This is a genomic window from Aureibaculum flavum, assembly GCF_016406085.1.
GTDB lineage: Bacteria > Bacteroidota > Bacteroidia > Flavobacteriales > Flavobacteriaceae > Aureibaculum > Aureibaculum flavum.
This window is the reverse complement of the sequence record NZ_JAEHFJ010000004.1, coordinates 15,087-32,836: the sequence shown is the minus strand read 5'-3', so window position 1 is coordinate 32,836 and position 17,750 is coordinate 15,087. Positions and strand designations below refer to the sequence as shown.

The following is a 17,750-nucleotide window of genomic DNA, read 5'->3' as shown; positions in this document are numbered from 1 at the left end:
AAAGCTCATTTTACAAATTGTAAAATGAGCTTTTTAAGTTTTAGACTATGCGAATAGATAAATATTTATGGACAACCCGGTATTACAAAACCCGAAGTAAAGCTACAGATGCTTGTAAAAAAGGGCATATAAAAATAAACGCATCTAACTGTAAACCTTCAAAAGAGGTTTATATAGGTGAAAAAATTGTAGTCCGCAAAAATCAGATTAATTATGAATTAGAGGTGTTAGACTTACCTCCTAACCGCGTTGGTGCCAAACTTGTAGATCTTTATCGTAAAGACACCACACCGAAAGAAGCCTTTGAAAATTCAGAAGTCTTAAAGTACTCTAAAGATTATTACAGAAAAAAAGGAACTGGTAGACCTACTAAAAAAGACAGAAGAGATATTGACGATTACACAGAAGAAGAATAATTAAAAATGTTTTATTCTAAATTTCTGACATAAATTAATGATAGACAAAGCATTGAATTGTTTTAAAAAGAGAAATACTGCGTTTTCTCTTTTTTTTTATAATTTCTCTCGTTATTTTTGGTTTTAAATTATCAAATTTTATTACATTTGCACTCGCATTAAAAAATTAATGCTGTTCATTAAAATTTTGGAGAGGTGCCGGAGTGGTCGATCGGGGCTCCCTGCTAAGGAGTTGTACTCGTAAGGGTACCGGGGGTTCGAATCCCTTCCTCTCCGCAATCAATTAAAGCTGCGAGTAAAATTTTAGCAGAACAAAGTTGTCAAGCTTGCTTGTAAAACTTTGAGAGGATAAAATTTGCAGTATGTGGTAAAAGGGAACAACATTGTTAATCCCATCCATAACCAACAAAGCATCAATTGATGTTTGAAATATTGTTTTACAGTGATAACTGTTTTTTTCGGGGTGTAGCGTAGCCCGGTTATCGCGCCGCGTTTGGGACGCGGAGGTCGCAGGTTCGAATCCTGCCACCCCGACCATTAAAAGCCTAAAGAATCTTTGATTCTTTAGGCTTTTTTTATTTGTTTACATTGCCAACGAAGTTGAGCATAAGTAAACAAATAAAAAAAGACGCAAAAATGGCATCGCCATTTTAGGCTTTTAATGAGCAACAACCCCATCACAGGATCACGACGAGGAACGAGGCGTAATCCTGTTTATTCTCACTTTCTAAAATTTATAATCTCTTTATATGAAACCCCATCACAGGATCATGACGAGGAACGAGGAGTAATCCTGTTTATTCTCACTATCTAAAATTTAATAACTTTCTTTATAAAAACACTCCATAAGGATCACGACGAGGAACGAGGCGTAATCCTGTTTATTAACTAAATTTTACTATATAAAATTAATCAACGATCACGACGAGGAACGAGGAGTAATCCTGATTATTCTCACTATCTAAAATTTATAATCTCTTTATATGAAACCCCATCACAGGATCACGACGAGGAACGAGGAGTAATCCTGCCATACTCTCTCTATCTAAAATTTAATAACTTTCTTTATAAAAACACTCCATAACGATCACGACGAGGAACGAGGAGTAATCCTGTTTATTTATTAACTGAATTTTACTATATAAAATTAATCAACGATCACGACGAGGAACGAGGAGTAATCCTGTTTATTCTCAATATCTAAAATTTTATATCTTTCTATATAACAACACTCCATAATGATAACGACGAGGAACGAGGCGTAATCCTATTTATTAACTGAATTTTACTATATAAAATTAATCAACGATCACATCAAGGAACGAGGAGTAATCCTGTTTATTTCCATTATCTAAAGTTTTATTTTTTTTTATTTAAATAAAACACTCCATAAGAATCACCAAGAGAAACGAGGCGTAATCCTGTGAATTCTCACAATCTAAAATTTAATATCTTTCTTTATAAAAATTTACGACGAGGAACGAGGCGTAATCCTCGTAATAAGTATAACGGTTTTAAGATTGCAATGACGGTTCAATACTTTTCCCTTGCCATTGGTCTTTTTCAACTAATTTTTTATCAATTTTCGCAACAATTTCAAAATTCTTCAAATTCCATTTTGGTGCAATTAATAAATGACTTGGCGATTCGCTAATAAACCGTTCTATAATAATATCTGGTCTTAACAAGGCCACAAAATCAGTTATAAAATCTACATAATCTTCAACCGTAAATAAACGAAACTGTTCTGGATTGTCCTTAAACTGTTTTGCCATCATGGTATGTTTTACTATTTGTAATTGATGCAATTTCAAGCTATTTATAGGCAGTTTGGACAATTGTTTGGCGTGGTTTAAAATATCAGCTTTACTTTCTCCAGGTAAGCCTATAATCATATGAGCACCTAAATGCAAGCCCCTGTTTTTAGCGAGTTCATAGGCTTCAACCGTTTCTTTATACGTGTGGCAACGATTTACATCTTTAAGGGTTCTTTCTAAGGTACTTTCCACTCCAAACTCTAAAGAAATGTAGTTGTCCTTTGCTAAATCCGATAAAAAATCAATTAAATCGACATTGATACAATCTGGTCGTGTCCCAATAACCAAGCCTATTACTTTTGGATGATTGATGGCCTCGTAATACAATTGCTTCACCAAATTAATGTCTGCGTAAGTATTGGTATACGCTTGAAAATAGGCTAAATATTGCTGTGTTTTATATTTTTTGGAAAAGAATGCAATGCCTTCTTCTAACTGTTGGGTAATGCTCTTGTTAGGTTTACAATAATAAGGATTAAAGGTACTATTATTACAATAGGTGCAACCTCCTACTCCTTTAGTACCATCTCTGTTTGGACATGTAAAACCTGTATCTAACGAAATTTTTTGAACACGCTCAGAAAATGTCCGTTTGATATAGGACGAGTAATCGTTGTAGCGTTTGTTGTTGTTGAATTGCATTTGGTCTGTAAAATTAAAGCTTTATTACTACTTAAACATCAATTGATATTCTTCTTTTCAATACAATCAACATTGCGAGAATACGCGAGTAGTATTCTATAAGTACCTATATTAAAAATCTTACCACTAAAAGGATAGCGACGTAGAAATGCAAAAAATCTGTTATTTTTACCTTTTACATTTATAATGTATTTTTGATAAATAAGAATTCTTAGAACCAATACACTATGATTTTTAAATTATAAAGACATGACTAATCGCAGAATTCCATTATCATTATCTTATTCATTATAAAAATAAATATCACTTTCACCTTTAATATTTTCATATGAATTACCTTAATAAGAATAATAATCTTTCTAATAAACGTGTTTTAGGGATTATAGGAATGGGACCACGAGGATTATATGCACTAGAAAATCTAATCATTGGTTTAAGTGAAAAGAATTCTTTAAAGAATATACATCTACTACTCTTTGAAGAAACTGAATATTTTGGTAATGGAGCTATTTATAGATTGAATCAAGTAGAAACAAATTGGATTAATATTTCAGAACGCATATTAATCTTAGAAAGTAGACCAAAGATAATTTTGGATACAATTACAATTCCTAAGTTCCCTTCATATCATGAATGGATAAGCAAAGAATTTTCTCTACTCAGTAATAAAGAACCTGACAATTATCCTCCTAGAGCCAAGGTTGGAGCCTATTTACACCAACGATTCGAAACTTTTATCAAACCTTTGTTAGCAATAGAAATGGTCACTTTATTTAAAGAAAAAGTTCAGGTTGTAGACCTTTTAGAAAATAATAAATTAAAAGTGGAGACCAATTTAAATACTTATGATTACTTAGATGAAATTCTACTTACAATTGGACATCAACCTACAGCATTATCAAAACAACTCATAGCATGGGAAAAATACGCTCAGGAAAATGAAAACGTAACACTTTTGAAGGCACCTTATCCCATTCAAAACATATTGAATTGTTCAGATTTAGACACAAAAAACGCCATTGGTGTACGCGGATTTGGTTTAGCGATGATTGATGTAGTACGAGGTATAGCCAGCGAATATGGTAATTTTACCATAATAGATGAACAAACCCAGGCATGTGAATACACTACGACGTTTGACATAAAAAATTGGTTTATACCTTTTTCTCTTGACGGCCTCCCTCCTGCTCCAAAACCCTTAAATGCAGAAATTGATGAATTATTTAAACCTTCGCTAAAACATATTTCTAATTTTGAAGATGAAATCGGGAACCCATCTCTTCAAAGAAGTGCAACTAATTCTGATTTTTAAATCGATGCCATATCAAACATTGCCGCAGAGATTTATTTAAATTTACCAACCTCAAATTCACAACAGCGTTTAGACCCAATAGAAATAACAAGATTGGTAAAGAACTGGTTGAATTATGATTCTTTTGAACATGCTATCATTACCTCTAAGAAATTATCCACAACTCAACTAATGGAAAATTATGTGGGTATGGCAGTGGGAAACTACACCATTAGTTTAGACTTCTGCATTGGTCAAGTTTGGAGACATTGCCAACCTTCAATTTACAAACAACTCTCCTATAATGAATGTAATAATGAAGTCTTCGCAGAAATAATAAACTTAGATGAAAGAATGAAAAGATATGCATATGGTCCACCTGTGGAGAGTATTCAACAACTATTAGCTTTGGTTTCTGCCGGTGTGATGACTTTTGATTTTATTAATGACCCAGAAATTAAACCTACTAGTGAGGGATGGAATTTCACTTCGGATGGTAAGCATAAAATGGTTCATTTCATGATTGATTCTGTATTGGATTCCCCTAAAATAAAATCTGTAAATTCGTCCATTGTCAAACTGCTCCTTTTAAATGATTTAATAAAACCCGTTCATGATGATTTAGGTATTTTAACGGATAAAAATGGATACATAATCCCAAATGATCATAAAAAATTCGTTCCTATCGCATTACTAGGAAGACTTGCAAAAGGTACCATCATTGGTGTTGATGCAATTCTCGAATGTTTCGGTGAAAGACCTAAATCATGGTCTAAAGAAGCCGTAAAAAGACATATGAACTGGATTGAAAATAACCACAATTAACTGTTGTAATCTTTTTTATTTCTAAACCTTTATAATCATTGATGTAAATCCATTTCTTCATTTGAGTTAATACTTTCCTTTTTATAGTTAATCGTCCATTTGTATACGCCTTATTTTAGTCTTCTAATTGAAAAATAAAAAGGTATGAAAACATTAAACGATTTATTCAATCATCAAATAAAGGATTTATACAGTGCTGAAACACAATTACTTTCTGCACTTCCCAAAATGGCAAAAAATGCTAACAATAAAAAACTAATCAAAGCATTTGAAAATCATTTAAAAGAAACGAAAGAGCAAAAGAGTAAACTTGAAACCATTTGTAGGGAATTAAATATTTCTCCATCCGGTGCTAAATGTCATGCAATGAAAGGTTTAATAAAAGAGGCCAAAATCTTTATGAATGCAGTAGAAGATAATGAAGTAATGGATGCCGGATTGATAGCTGAAGCACAACGCATTGAGCATTATGAAATTTCGGGTTATGGAACTGCTGTTAGATATGCTAAGGAATTAGGTTTAAGACAAGTTGCTGAAAATTTACAGGAAATTCTTAATGAAGAATATAATGCTGATCATACCTTAAATGAAATTGCGGAAAACAGGGTCAATAGAAAAGCCTTGGAGCAAATAAAGTAAAAAAATTTGTATAATCGTAAATTATTCAAACTATCCATCTATAAATAAAAAAAATGGCCATTTTAGGAAATATAATTAAAGGAGTAATTGAAATAACGGACAAATTAGCTTCAGATAATAACCCAGTCATTGCTCAAAAAAGGGTCTTAAAAGAACTCTTAGAAAAAGCAAAGAATACAGAATTTGGTACCCATTATCATTTCAATACTATTTTAAAATCAGAAAATGTAGCAACTACTTTTTCCAACAAAATTCCATTTTTTGATTATAACAAAATGAATTCGGAATGGTGGACAAAATTGCATGACGGATTAGAGAATATAACTTGGCCAGGTTCACCTGATTATTTTGCACTAAGTTCTGGAACCACGGGTAAAACTAGCAAAAGAATTCCTGTTACCAACGATATGCTAGACGCCATAAAACAGGCTGGTATCAATCAAGTATTGGAGTTGTCTAATTTTGATTTACCACCTGATTTTTTCGAAAAGGAAATTATGATGTTAGGAAGTTCTACAGAATTAAAAGAGCAGAATGATCATTTAGAAGGTGAAATTAGTGGTATTAGTGCAAGTAACATTCCTTTTTGGTTTAGACCTTATTATAAACCGGGGAAAGAAATTGCACAAATTTATGACTGGGACACCCGAGTACAAAAAATTGCTAAAAATGCTAAAAATTGGGATATCGGAGCGTTAAGTGGTATTCCTTCATGGATGGAACTGATGTTGCAAGAAGTTATCAATTATCATGATGTGGATAATATTCATGAAATTTGGCCTAACTTACAAGTATATACTTCTGGTGGTGTTGCTTTTGATTCTTATGAAAAAAGTTTTAATGCCTTATTAGGAAAGCCCATAACCATAATTGATACCTATTTAGCTTCTGAGGGATTTATTGCTTTTCAAGCACGTCCTGAAACTTCGGCAATGCAATTAATAACTGATAACGGTATCTACTATGAGTTTGTCCCCTTTAAACCAGAGTACATAAAGGAAGACGGTTCTTTAGCACCCAACGCGGAAGTTAAAACCTTAGCGGAAGTTGAATTAGGTCAAGATTACGTTTTAGTAATTAGTACAGTTTCTGGAGCATGGCGTTATCTAATTGGCGATACAATTGAATTTACAGATATTAAACGAGCTGAAATCAAAATTACAGGTAGAACCAAATTTTTTCTAAATGTGGTTGGTTCGCAATTATCAGTAAATAAAATGAATGATGCCGTAAAAGAACTTGAAAATCACTTTAATATAAAGATTACAGAATATACCATTTCAGCTAAACGAATTAATGGCGATTATTATCACAGCTGGTACCTAGGTACTGAAAATACAGAAATAGATGCAAAAAAAATTGCAGAAACATTAGACAACGCCTTAAAAAAAGCAAATAAAAATTATAAAGTTGCTAGGTCAAAAGCATTGAAAGGTGTGCATGTTAAGCTTATAAAACCTTTCGTTTTTCATGATTGGAATGATTATAATAAGAAGAAAGGTGGTCAAGTTAAAATGGAGCGGGTCATGGGGGAAGAAAAATTTGAAAAATGGGAAAAATTTTTAAACGAATAAGATAGTGCAAGTTGAAATAGTATTGACTTATTTTAGCTGAACGATTATTCATTTCTTAAATCTAACTGAAGGTCTACTTTTTTTCTTCAACCAATTCCATTATTTCTTCTGGTGAGAGATAGTATTTAATAATCCTTTCTTTATATTTCTTTGCTATGGACGCATTATTGAGAATAAAGTCTTTAGTGGCTAAAATATATGTTGCCATTCCATGTGAAACTGCAAAAGTGTCTGCTGTTCTTTCCGCTTTCTGAATTGATTTAGAAGAAATTAAATAGTTTATTCCAAATAAAATTAAACTTAGTTTACTTCGCTCTTCATAATCCATAATATGTCCTAATTCATGACCAATCCATCCAATAAAAACTTCCGAGGGAATGTCTAACGTATTAAACTCTTTTCCTTCAATTTTAAACGTACTACTTATTAAAATAACATAAGATCTATTTTTTCTAGATTTCCATAGGAAGTCCCAAATTGGTTGGGCCTGCATAGTTGACTTTTTTATGTTTTTTTTAATCTTAAATGTTATGGAAGTATTCACTAATTCAGGATAATAGGATAATGCTTTTACAACATTTCCTTTTATACACTTGGGTATTGATTTATTCATTTTTTACACTTTAAACAACAATATAATGATTAGAATTTCCTTAAAAAACTTATAAACATATCGAGTTAATCATTTTAGCAAAAGAGTTAAAAAAAATTTAGATCTCACTTTTTTAAGCATAATTTATTATAAAACAACTGTTTCTTAATTTTAAGAAATTATTCTTCAGATAAATAAAACATACCATATGAGCATACAAATATCTATAGCCATAACTATTTTTTTCTATATATTTACAACCTTAAGAATCCCCTTAATTTAGAAAGAATAATTCTATAAGTTTTAATATTATTTTTCAATTTAAGAATAAAAGGGTTTTATAATAAAGCAAATAAATCCTTTCAATGTTTCAACTAACATATGTCTCTAAATCAAAATCTGCAATGAATTTTACAGATTTAAACAACATTCTTGAGCGTGCAAAATCCAAGAATTCTACACTCGATATCACAGGTTGTCTGGTTTATCATAACAGTAGATTTGTTCAAATTCTTGAAGGAGAAGAAAGTGAAGTGCTGCAATTATATGAAAAAATTAAAGCCGATGAAAGACATCAGGATGTGACCTTGTTATGGGAAAATAATGCAAAGCGGTATTTCGGAGAATGGAATATGGCTTTCCACAATCCAAACAATGATGATGTTAAACAATTTGTCGAAAATTTAATTTTATTTTCTGATTTTGCAGAAAAATCTTCTAGTGCTCTTTTAAGCTTTTGGGCAACCGTTAGACGCGTTCTAGGTGACGGCAAATTAACAAATATTGAAAGTATTTAAAGGGGTAACTCTTTTTTACCATTCTTTATTTTTAACACAAAGCGAATTCGTGTTTTCAATACTTAACATAAAACTTATGATTCAGTTGATTATGCCATTAACTTTGTAGAAGGATTTTCAATAATAACTTTAATTTTTCAATAGTAAACTCTTATTTTTACAATAAAGAAACACAACTTTATATAAATAACTTATTTAATGAATTGGGACAGAATAAATGAGAAATTATCAATTTTAGCAGATGCTGCCAAGTATGATGTATCCTGTTCTTCCAGTGGGAGTAAACGAACAAATAAAGGTAAGAATTTAGGTGATTCTTCTGGCGTAGGGATATGCCATAGCTATACTGAAGATGGTCGTTGTGTTTCACTCCTAAAAATATTATTAACGAACTATTGTATTTACGATTGTTTATATTGTGTTTCCAGAAAAAGTAACGACATTAAACGAGCTGCTTTTAAAGTAGAAGAAGTGGTTGATTTAACGTTAAACTTTTATAGAAGGAATTATATAGAAGGACTCTTTTTAAGCTCAGGAATTTTTAAAAATCCTGATTATACTATGGAAAGATTAGTCCTCGTTGCTAAAAAATTGCGATTAGATTATAAATTTAATGGCTACATTCATTTAAAGACAATACCAGGAGCAAGTGACGAATTAATGTATGAAGCTGGATTGTATGCAGATCGTCTTAGTGTGAATATTGAACTTCCAACTAAATCAGGATTAAAATTGCTAGCTCCAGATAAAGACCATAAAACAATGCTAGCTCCTATGAATACCATCCAGCAAGGTATTCAAATATATAAAGAAGAGAAGAAGTTAATTAAATCATCTCCAAAATTCACACCTGCTGGCCAATCTAGTCAAATGATTATAGGAGCCACTAACGAAAGTGATCTTGACATTGTGAAAACATCAACGTTTCTCTATAAAAAATACAACCTTAAAAGAGTTTATTATTCTGGTTATGTACCCGTGCTTTCAGACAACAAACTACCCACTCTAGGAACACCAGTACCTATGGTGAGAGAAAATAGGCTCTATCAGACAGATTGGTTATTTCGATTTTATAAATTTAAACCGCAAGAAATAGTAAACGAATTTTATCCGAATTTAGATTTAGAAATTGATCCTAAATTATCTTGGGCTTTAAGAAATATGGATTATTTTCCAGTGGATATTAACACCGCAGATTATCATATGATACTTAGAATTCCAGGAGTAGGTGTTAGATCTGCACAAAAAATTATTGCTGCTCGAAAACATGCTTATTTAAGTTATGAGCAGCTAAAAAAGATAGGTATCGCTCTAAATAGAGCAAAATATTTTATCATCTGTAAAAACTACTATTTTACTAAAGACTTTGACCATAACCGTTTAAAAAGTGAAATTTTACACTTCAGCACTAGTAAATATAAAAAGAACTTTTCAAATCAACTTTCTCTTTTTTGATGACCTACCTTATTTATGATACTACAATTGAAGGTTTTTTAACTGCCGTTTTTGAAGTTTACGAGCTCAAATTAGACAAAGTGGCAATTAGAAAAAACAATTTAGAAATGCCACAGTTATTTGCAGAAATTATAGAAGTTAGGACAAATTTTGATAAGGCTAAAAGGGTTTCAGAAAAACTCACATCTATTTTAAATAAAAACGGATTTCAGTCTCTCCTAAAAACATTATTAAGTGAACTGGAATCTATAGAAGATGATATTTTAAAAGTTATTCGTTATGCTTTAGAGTGTAAAAAAAACATCTTAAGTGATTTTGGTCACCCTGCAGTATTAGAAATTAAGCAAGTTTTAAAAAAAATTAATAGAGAGCGTCATAGAATGAATGCATTTGTTCGGTTTAAGTTGGCCAATGATGGAACTTACTATGCCTTCATCGAACCCGATTTTGATGTCTTACCATTAATTAGTAACCATTTTAAATCGAGATATGCAGATCAAAATTGGTTGATATATGATTTAAAAAGAAATAGAGGAATTTATTATAATCAAGAAAAGGTTGAATTTGTAATTTTAGAAGTTAATGCGAAAGAACAAAATCAAAAGCTCACTATTAATCTAGACCCTTCAGAAATTGAATTTCAAAAACTGTGGAAATCATATTTTAAAAGCACCAATATTTCTTCAAGAAAAAACATGAAATTGCACCTTCAACATGTACCCAAAAGATATTGGAAATACCTTATTGAGAAAAGTTAATTTCAAATTCTATTGAACCATTGTATTCAACTTTTTTTAAAGTCAATATTAAATTTTATTGGACTAATGTTCAGCTAAGTCTATCCTTATCTTTGGGATAAGAATAAAATATTAATCTCGCCTGTAACTAATACAGGCCTAAAAAAATAAAAATATGAACACAGATCAATTAAAAGGCAAGTGGAATCAGGCCAAAGGAAAATTAAAACAAAAACATGGTGATTTAACGGATAATGACCTAACCTATGCGGAAGGGAAATTTGACGAAATGCTAGGTAAAATCCAAGAAAAAACTGGAAAAACTAAAGAGCAATTAAAAGAAGAAATTGATAACTTTTAAATGATTTAAAATTTAAAACACATAAAAAAAACCTCCAATTTTAAAAAAATTGGAGGTTTTAATGTATCTAAATATCACTTATTCTTTTATGAAATCTCTATTTAATTTTACGAGAATTCACAAATCAATCTTATTCTATTATCAATTATTTTTAAAGCGTAAATTCTCTTCAAATTTATACCAGAATCATTGCGTAAATTTCAATATTTATTTCCAATCTCTTTCCATCATTCTTGGTAATCTTTTCGTTGTATTGCTTCTTTTTTGTCATAATTTATAAAGTCCGATTTTCTTTAATTTAATTACTACTCTAAAACAGTTCCAAGCGTAGTAAAACAGTATTGTTATCCAATCAAATAATAACTCCAAAAATTAGAAAAGAACAAAAGTAGCTTAGATATTGTTTTTTTACTGCGTTAAATTAAAAAAGGGCTGTCAAAATTGACAACCCATAAAAAAGGAAATATTATATCTAAATTTAATTTTATTATATCTGCTCTTCTCTAGGAATAGTTGCTTCCTGTGAAGCCTTTGCCAAATCCTTGTCCATTTCATATAAATTAGCATTATCTTTAGTTTCTTTAGAAGCTAACGTATATTTATCTATGAGTTCATTGATTAATGTTTCTTCTTCAATTTGTTCTTTAACAAACCATTGACCAAAATTAAATGTTGCCCAATCCTTTTCTTCATGTGCTAAATTTACAATCTTGTCAATTTCGTTAGAATTGTCAATTTCATGTTTTAGAATTTTTTGTAAACAATCACCAATATCTTTTGGACTTTTCGGGGCAGCTTTAATTGAATCAACATTTATACTACCGCCTCTATCTAAAATATACTTTACAAATTTAAACATATGTTCACGTTCCTCTTGCATGTGCTTATATAAAAACTGAGAAACACCTACAAAACTGTTTTCTTCTGCCCAGCATCCATATGAAAGATACACTTGAGCCTGATAAGCTTCTCGCGTCATTTGTTCATTCAACATTTTTTCCATTTTACTTGAAATTCTTTTGTTTTCCATTTTCTTCTATTCTTTACGGTTATACACACAAAAATAAGATCTGTTTATACTAAGGATTGCCATAAAAAAAACAATGTTTAACGCTATTGATTGTGAATGCTATTTGTGGTACTATAAAATTCTAAAGCATCAATGGTTACTTCCGTTTGAGCTATAAATAAAGTCGTATTTATCATAAACTAATAAGATAAATACGACTTTATTGTTTTTTTTAATTAATCAAGAGGTCGTCTTCCTGAAATAAGGTTATATAATACAACCACAACGGCTATAACAATTAGAATGTGTAATAGATTACTGGTAGCAATACCTGGCACAATGCCTAGCATACCCAACAGCCAAATAACAATACAAATAACGGCTACAAGCCATAATAAACTTCTCATAATAGTAGGTTTTAAGTTAATAGTTTGATTTTTGAAACAAAAAACCAATCCAATTTTGAATCGGTTTTTCGTTTGAATTAGAGTGATGAATATATTAAGCTGTTACAGCTATCGAATTTTGATTTTCTTTATAAAATTTAGGACTACAGTTATATTTTTGTTTAAAAATTTTAGAGAAATAACTTCTACTTGTGAATCCTATACTATAAACAACCTGAGAAATATTTAAATCTGTTGTTCTGATTAGTTTTTCTGATTTTTTTATTCTTTCATGAATTATAAAATCTCTTACTGTTCTATTATGCAAAAGTTTAAAACCTTCTTGTAATTTACTATTTGAAAGTCCTGATTTTCTACTTAACATTTTAAGAGTATAATCGTTTTCTGGATAGTTACTCACAAACTCAGAAATTTCTTTAATGGTATCCATTTCACTTATCGTTAACGTTCCTGTTTGATTTTCGGCATTAACCATGTCATCCTCACGTTGTTGAATTTCCATTGCTAACACCATATGAACTATACTTTCAATCATCAATCGTCTAACTATTCCCGTATATCTTATCGTATTTAATTCCTTTATTTTCTCTCCAATTTTTAAATTGCATGCACCTATATATATTGAACTATGAATGGTATTGTCTTCAAAAAAGGTATTTCTCAATTTTTTATTCAAATTAAAGCCCTCTTTATTTTCAGATTTTGTAGTATTTACAACTATTAAAGAAATTTTAGTACGTTGATCTTTTGAAAAGGTCAAATTATTTTCCTCTGCCCTTTTACAGGTTAATATACCGGTTTGATATTTTTTCAATATATTTTGCTTACCGTTTTCTCCAAAACTATGCCCTAAACTACCTGCTGCACAATAGGCGAAATAAATTGGTAAATTTTTTGTGGCACTAATATTTAAAACTACATCATCATGTAAATCAACATCAAACTCAATATAAGACATTCCATTTTTTAATGAAATCCCTCTGATGTCTCCAGAACCAAACTGACCATTCAAATCCAATTTAAACTCTGCAGCAGAAACATTAAGATTACCACCAAAATTGGTTTGCAAGTCATTAAAAATTTCTTCTATCTTTTGTGTTTTTATATATGTAGTTTTCATCTTGTTTAATTTTAGTTTAATTGTTAATTATTTTTCTTTCGTAAGCTTTATGATCATCGCAACAACAGCACCGAGTAAAAAAATATGAATTATTAAGCCCAGACCATAAGCAAAAAAGCCAATTGCCCATACAATTAAAAAGATAATTGCCAATCCATATAATAATTTAGACATACTATAGTGTGTTATTGATTCTATTATTATTTATTAATAATTTTAAAAGTACTCTCTGACACTCCCAATACCGAACCGAATTTCACGTTCTGCTCTAAAGTATTTTTTAGGTTTTTTGAAAAGACTTTTCCTACTCGAGAAAATTGTTTTAGCTTAGAATTCTTATTTTTCATTTGATAGTTTTTTTGCGATTTATACACCTCTTTCACTTTACATTACAAAGGTCACTCATACACTACCCTTCCACGTTACATAGTTTTAGGATTTCGTTATATAATTATTCGTTTTTGCTTGAAAATGGTGTGAAAAGAGCCTGTTTTGAGTAAAAAATAGAAGAAATTGAAGTTTTTTATACTTAAATTTATTTTTTAATCGATTGATAATTATTGATATTTTGCTTTAATTGATAGCAGAAAAAATTGATGAAATAGAAAGTAAATTCATATGATTAAGATACCGCTTCCTTTAAAAATTGTTGGTAAACAAAAGAATAGGTATGACTAATGTTAATATAAATACGCATCAAATTTTGAAAAGTATTTATCTATTAAATCTAAAGAGGCAAATAAATATAAAAGGTAGTACCTTTTCCAAGTTCACTTGTAGCATGGATAAACCCGTGATGATTATCTACAATTTTTTTACAAATTGCCAATCCAACACCAGTCCCTGAGTATTCATTTTTCTGATGTAGACGCTCAAAAATTTCGAAGATTTTTTCTGCATTCTCCTGATCGAAACCAATACCATTATCACTTATTATAATTTTATGGTAATTTTTTGCAGGCTTTTTATAAGGTAATGGAATTTGATCTTTATGAACTGTTGTAACATCAATTAATATTTTAGCCTTTTCAGTTTTACTTCTATATTTAATTGCATTGGAAAGTAGGTTGTTAAACAATTGCTCCATCTGAAATGGGATACCATTAATAATAGGTAAATTCTTTTTTACTATTGAAATATTAGACTCTTTAATTCTTTCCGAAAGATTATCCTCTACTTTTTCTAATTTTTTATTTAAATCAATTTCTTGAAAATCCTCATGACTATCATCAATTCTAGAATAGGTCAATAAATTTTTAATAAGCAGTTGCATTCTACCCGCCGAATCGTCAATCTTATCAAAAAAAGTAACACCTTTATCCGATAAATTAGTACGTTCCGTTTCCGATAATAATGAAATAAACATTTGTATTTTCCGCAATGGTTCCTGTAAGTCGTGACTAACCACACGATTAAAAGAAGCTAGCTCATCGTTGGTTCGGATTAAGGCTTTATTTTTACGTTCTAATTTTTTATCTTTCTTAACGCTTTGAGTTATATCTTGAACTACCCCTACCATTTTCTTATTACCATTTTCAACAATCATTAAGGTTGCTGATTTAAAATGCCTTAGCTTTCCATTCTTTGTAAACACTCTGTAACTAGTCTCAAAAATTTCTTTTGATTCTAAATTTTTAACTAGTGACTTTTCTATTTCTTGCACGTCTTCAGGATGCACAAATGTCATATAATTTTCAAAGTCAGGCTTAAATTCACCAGGTTCACATCCAATCAATCTATATAGATTATCTGACATATCTGTAGTACCCATTTCTGAATACCTAGTAAAACTTCCAATTTTCGCTATTACTTCGGCATTATTTAAAACCGTATTTTTTAAGAATAAAGTATCGTTAAGTTTTTTCAAGTCATCCGTTTTGCCCTTTTCTTGAGTAACATCGGAAGTGGTAACGTTAACACCTTCTTCCAATTTCGAAACTAAGCTTTTTAACCAGACTTCTGTATCATTAAATATATAACGACGCGTCAAATCATTTGACTCTCCTGTTTCTATACACTTCACGTACATATCAAAGAGGCCATTTGTTATAGTCTCAGGAAAACTAGCTGTCAATCTGGTTCCTAATATATTTTCTACAGGCACACCTGTAATGTCTTCTATTTTACTGTTAGAATATTTAAATATAAAATCAATAACTTTTCCTTTATCATCTCTAACCGGTTCAAAATAATTAATAAGGTTATTACTATTGGTAATAATATTTTCAACAAACGACTGAGTACCAGCCAATTCTTTTCTCGAATTATTAATCTTTCTAAAAGCAAGCCAAAACACCAATATTGAAAACAGCATCAATAATAAGGATATAAATGGTGTAAAAAAGGTCTCCGTTTTATAGTCGACCATTCGTTGTTTAAATAACGCCTCTTTTCTTTTAGACATTCCTGTCCTTAGCGTATTTAATTTTAAAAAAATGGAAGCCATCTTACTAACTTCTACCATTACTTTTGCTTCTATATCATCCTCTAATAGTCCACGATATTTATTAAGTTTATTGATAGAAAGGTCCAAACTATCTCTCCATTGACCTATTGTATCTAAATATTGAACTTGCTCTGGTAAATCTTTAGTAAGCTCTAATAGATTTAAAAACGAAATCTCCGTTTCACGTTTATGTTTTTTATAAACTTCACTAAATGTAGAATCGTTTACGAGCAATGATCTATACTCGGCAGCTTCAATTAAACTAAATTTTGAAAATAGGTTATTGACTTCTCTATCAACCATCAACGATGCCGAAACCAAGTCAGAAGACTTTCTCATATTATTGATTTGTCGATAAGAAATACTCGACAATAATAATAGTAATGCTACAGCCACAACTAAGGCTATTTTATATGATTTCGTCGAAGACAATATTTCTCTAAAATCCATGTTTTCTATATTCTAAATAAAAAATTTTCCTTATTTAAATTTGATGTTTGGTACTGCCAATTAAGTTGCAACACCTTTTCAATAACCTTTTTAAGTGCCGAAAACTTGTTTGGTTTATTTATATAAATATTAGCTCCATTTACAAACGTATTTTCAATATCTTTTTCAGACGATGACGTTGAGTAAATAGCAACGGGAATACTTTTTAAATTATCATGCTGTTTCATTTCTTTTAAACATTCCATACCATTTTTAATGGGCATGTTTAAATCTAAAAAAACGATATGTGGCTGAATGGAGTCAGGTTTCTTTAAAAAATCCATCAGTTCCTTTCCATTTTTAAACATGGATAGTTCCGTCTTAATTTTTATGTTCTCCAAAGCTTGTTCAAAAAGCCATCTGTCATCTTCGTCATCTTCTGCAAGAAAAACAATTAAGTTTTTAATAGTCATTTTTATACTGTTTTAGATTTAACTGCTTTTCGTTTTTCAATAATTTTATAAAATACTGTTGGTGTTAACCCTGTTATTTTTTTAAACTGACCTGATAAATGTGCAACACTACTATAATTTAGCCGATAAGCAATTTCTGTCAATGTTAAATCTGTTGTGGCAATTAACTCTTTTACATAATCTACTTTTTGAAGAATTACAAAATTTTCAATTGAAGTATAGGTAGCTTCTGAAAATAGATTTGACAAATAAGCATATGAATAATCTAATTTATCTGATAGATAAGATGATATTTTATACAAATTAGCTTCATCATCTTTTAGCATTTCTTGAATAGCGTCTTTTATTCGTTGTATAAGTTCCGTTTTTTGATTGTCTATTACTTCAACTCCGTATTTTTTCAAAGATGTTGCTAAAACTGATTGTTGTTGCTCTGTTAATTGTTTATTAAATAAAATTTCTCTGGTACCATTAATAAAATATTCTACATTCAATTTACTTAACTGTTCTTCAAGAATAGCATTACACGCCACGTCAAAATCGAATGTTACATAAATTTTCATAAATACATTTTTGTTCGTCAAAAATTCTAATTTAAAATTAACTAATTGCACTTGCAACGAATATACTATAATTGACTAATTAAGTATATATCAAATATAATTATTTTAAATTGTAATAAACACTGCTCAAATAAACTTGATTAATCAAGTTAACTTA

Annotated in this window: 18 protein-coding genes and 2 tRNA genes; 11 read left to right on the top strand and 9 right to left on the bottom strand. The window is 30.2% G+C overall.

Annotated features, from left to right (window positions below):
* The first annotated feature begins 47 nt into the window (after nucleotides 1-47).
* The 3 genes from JBL43_RS08955 (at nucleotide 48) to JBL43_RS08945 (ending at nucleotide 953) form a co-directional block, all read left to right on the top strand.
* Nucleotides 48-416 carry an RNA-binding S4 domain-containing protein gene (locus JBL43_RS08955; protein ID WP_198841118.1) on the top strand — a complete coding sequence of 123 codons (369 nt, stop codon included), beginning with the start codon at nucleotides 48-50 and terminating at the stop codon, nucleotides 414-416.
* Between the two features lie 189 nt (nucleotides 417-605).
* Nucleotides 606-692 (top strand) — tRNA-Ser (locus JBL43_RS08950).
* Between the two features lie 183 nt (nucleotides 693-875).
* Nucleotides 876-953: transfer RNA gene (locus JBL43_RS08945), tRNA-Pro, on the top strand.
* Nucleotides 954-1,930: 977 nt separating this feature from the next.
* Here the strand turns inward: JBL43_RS08945 and mnmL are convergent.
* On the bottom strand, nucleotides 1,931-2,875 hold the full coding sequence (mnmL, locus tag JBL43_RS08940) for a tRNA modification radical SAM protein MnmL/YtqA (protein ID WP_198841117.1): 945 nt from the start codon (nucleotides 2,873-2,875) through the stop codon (nucleotides 1,931-1,933).
* A 328-nt stretch (nucleotides 2,876-3,203) separates the two neighbouring features.
* On the opposite strand from mnmL, the gene JBL43_RS20245 reads away from it, so the two are divergent.
* The 4 genes from JBL43_RS20245 to JBL43_RS08925 all read left to right on the top strand — a co-directional run bounded on the left by JBL43_RS20245 (nucleotide 3,204) and on the right by JBL43_RS08925 (nucleotide 7,204).
* Nucleotides 3,204-4,187 carry an FAD/NAD(P)-binding protein gene (locus tag JBL43_RS20245; protein WP_233098740.1) on the top strand — a complete coding sequence of 328 codons (984 nt, stop codon included), beginning with the start codon at nucleotides 3,204-3,206 and terminating at the stop codon, nucleotides 4,185-4,187.
* 171 nt (nucleotides 4,188-4,358) lie between these two features.
* The gene (locus JBL43_RS20240) at nucleotides 4,359-4,991 is read left to right on the top strand and encodes an FAD/NAD(P)-binding protein (protein ID WP_233098739.1); all 633 of its coding nucleotides are present in this window, start codon (nucleotides 4,359-4,361) and stop codon (nucleotides 4,989-4,991) included.
* 144 nt (nucleotides 4,992-5,135) lie between these two features.
* Nucleotides 5,136-5,630, top strand: a complete 495-nt coding sequence (locus JBL43_RS08930) for a YciE/YciF ferroxidase family protein (protein WP_198841116.1) — start codon at nucleotides 5,136-5,138, stop codon at nucleotides 5,628-5,630.
* A gap of 53 nt (nucleotides 5,631-5,683) precedes the next feature.
* Complete coding sequence (locus tag JBL43_RS08925; protein WP_198841115.1) at nucleotides 5,684-7,204, top strand: GH3 family acyl-acid amido synthetase; 1,521 nt, start codon at nucleotides 5,684-5,686, stop codon at nucleotides 7,202-7,204.
* A 73-nt stretch (nucleotides 7,205-7,277) separates the two neighbouring features.
* Here the strand turns inward: JBL43_RS08925 and JBL43_RS08920 are convergent, their stop codons facing one another.
* On the bottom strand, nucleotides 7,278-7,817 hold the full coding sequence (locus tag JBL43_RS08920) for a hypothetical protein (protein ID WP_198841114.1): 540 nt from the start codon (nucleotides 7,815-7,817) through the stop codon (nucleotides 7,278-7,280).
* A 344-nt stretch (nucleotides 7,818-8,161) separates the two neighbouring features.
* Here JBL43_RS08920 and JBL43_RS08915 point away from each other — a divergent pair, with 344 nt between their 5' ends.
* The 4 genes from JBL43_RS08915 (at nucleotide 8,162) to JBL43_RS08900 (ending at nucleotide 11,146) form a co-directional block, all read left to right on the top strand.
* On the top strand, nucleotides 8,162-8,593 hold the full coding sequence (locus JBL43_RS08915; RefSeq protein WP_198841113.1) for a BLUF domain-containing protein: 432 nt from the start codon (nucleotides 8,162-8,164) through the stop codon (nucleotides 8,591-8,593).
* 198 nt (nucleotides 8,594-8,791) lie between these two features.
* Nucleotides 8,792-10,048, top strand: coding sequence for a putative DNA modification/repair radical SAM protein (locus JBL43_RS08910; RefSeq protein WP_198841112.1), 1,257 nt, complete (start codon nucleotides 8,792-8,794; stop codon nucleotides 10,046-10,048).
* Entirely contained in the window at nucleotides 10,048-10,806 is a 759-nt protein-coding gene (locus tag JBL43_RS08905; protein ID WP_198841111.1) for a TIGR03915 family putative DNA repair protein, read from the top strand. Before JBL43_RS08910 ends, JBL43_RS08905 begins: the two co-directional genes overlap by 1 nt.
* A 154-nt stretch (nucleotides 10,807-10,960) precedes the next feature.
* Nucleotides 10,961-11,146, top strand: a complete 186-nt coding sequence (locus JBL43_RS08900; protein ID WP_198841110.1) for a CsbD family protein — start codon at nucleotides 10,961-10,963, stop codon at nucleotides 11,144-11,146.
* A gap of 487 nt (nucleotides 11,147-11,633) precedes the next feature.
* On the opposite strand, the gene JBL43_RS08895 is transcribed toward JBL43_RS08900, so the two are convergent.
* The 7 genes from JBL43_RS08895 to JBL43_RS08865 all read right to left on the bottom strand — a co-directional run bounded on the left by JBL43_RS08895 (nucleotide 11,634) and on the right by JBL43_RS08865 (nucleotide 17,593).
* Nucleotides 11,634-12,176: a ferritin gene (locus tag JBL43_RS08895; RefSeq protein ID WP_198841109.1), complete on the bottom strand. Its 543-nt coding sequence runs from the start codon at nucleotides 12,174-12,176 to the stop codon at nucleotides 11,634-11,636.
* Nucleotides 12,177-12,391: 215 nt separating this feature from the next.
* The gene (locus tag JBL43_RS08890; protein WP_198841108.1) at nucleotides 12,392-12,562 is read right to left on the bottom strand and encodes a lmo0937 family membrane protein; all 171 of its coding nucleotides are present in this window, start codon (nucleotides 12,560-12,562) and stop codon (nucleotides 12,392-12,394) included.
* Nucleotides 12,563-12,656: 94 nt separating this feature from the next.
* Nucleotides 12,657-13,682: a helix-turn-helix domain-containing protein gene (locus JBL43_RS08885; RefSeq protein ID WP_198841107.1), complete on the bottom strand. Its 1,026-nt coding sequence runs from the start codon at nucleotides 13,680-13,682 to the stop codon at nucleotides 12,657-12,659.
* A 27-nt stretch (nucleotides 13,683-13,709) separates the two neighbouring features.
* Nucleotides 13,710-13,856 (bottom strand): lmo0937 family membrane protein, encoded by a 147-nt coding sequence (locus JBL43_RS08880; RefSeq protein WP_198841106.1) that lies wholly within the window; start codon nucleotides 13,854-13,856, stop codon nucleotides 13,710-13,712.
* A 553-nt stretch (nucleotides 13,857-14,409) separates the two neighbouring features.
* Complete coding sequence (locus JBL43_RS08875; RefSeq protein ID WP_198841105.1) at nucleotides 14,410-16,578, bottom strand: sensor histidine kinase; 2,169 nt, start codon at nucleotides 16,576-16,578, stop codon at nucleotides 14,410-14,412.
* Between the two features lie 5 nt (nucleotides 16,579-16,583).
* Nucleotides 16,584-17,030, bottom strand: a complete 447-nt coding sequence (locus tag JBL43_RS08870; RefSeq protein ID WP_198841104.1) for a response regulator — start codon at nucleotides 17,028-17,030, stop codon at nucleotides 16,584-16,586.
* Nucleotides 17,031-17,032: 2 nt separating this feature from the next.
* Nucleotides 17,033-17,593, bottom strand: a complete 561-nt coding sequence (locus tag JBL43_RS08865; RefSeq protein WP_198841103.1) for a helix-turn-helix domain-containing protein — start codon at nucleotides 17,591-17,593, stop codon at nucleotides 17,033-17,035.
* Nucleotides 17,594-17,750: the final 157 nt, after the last annotated feature.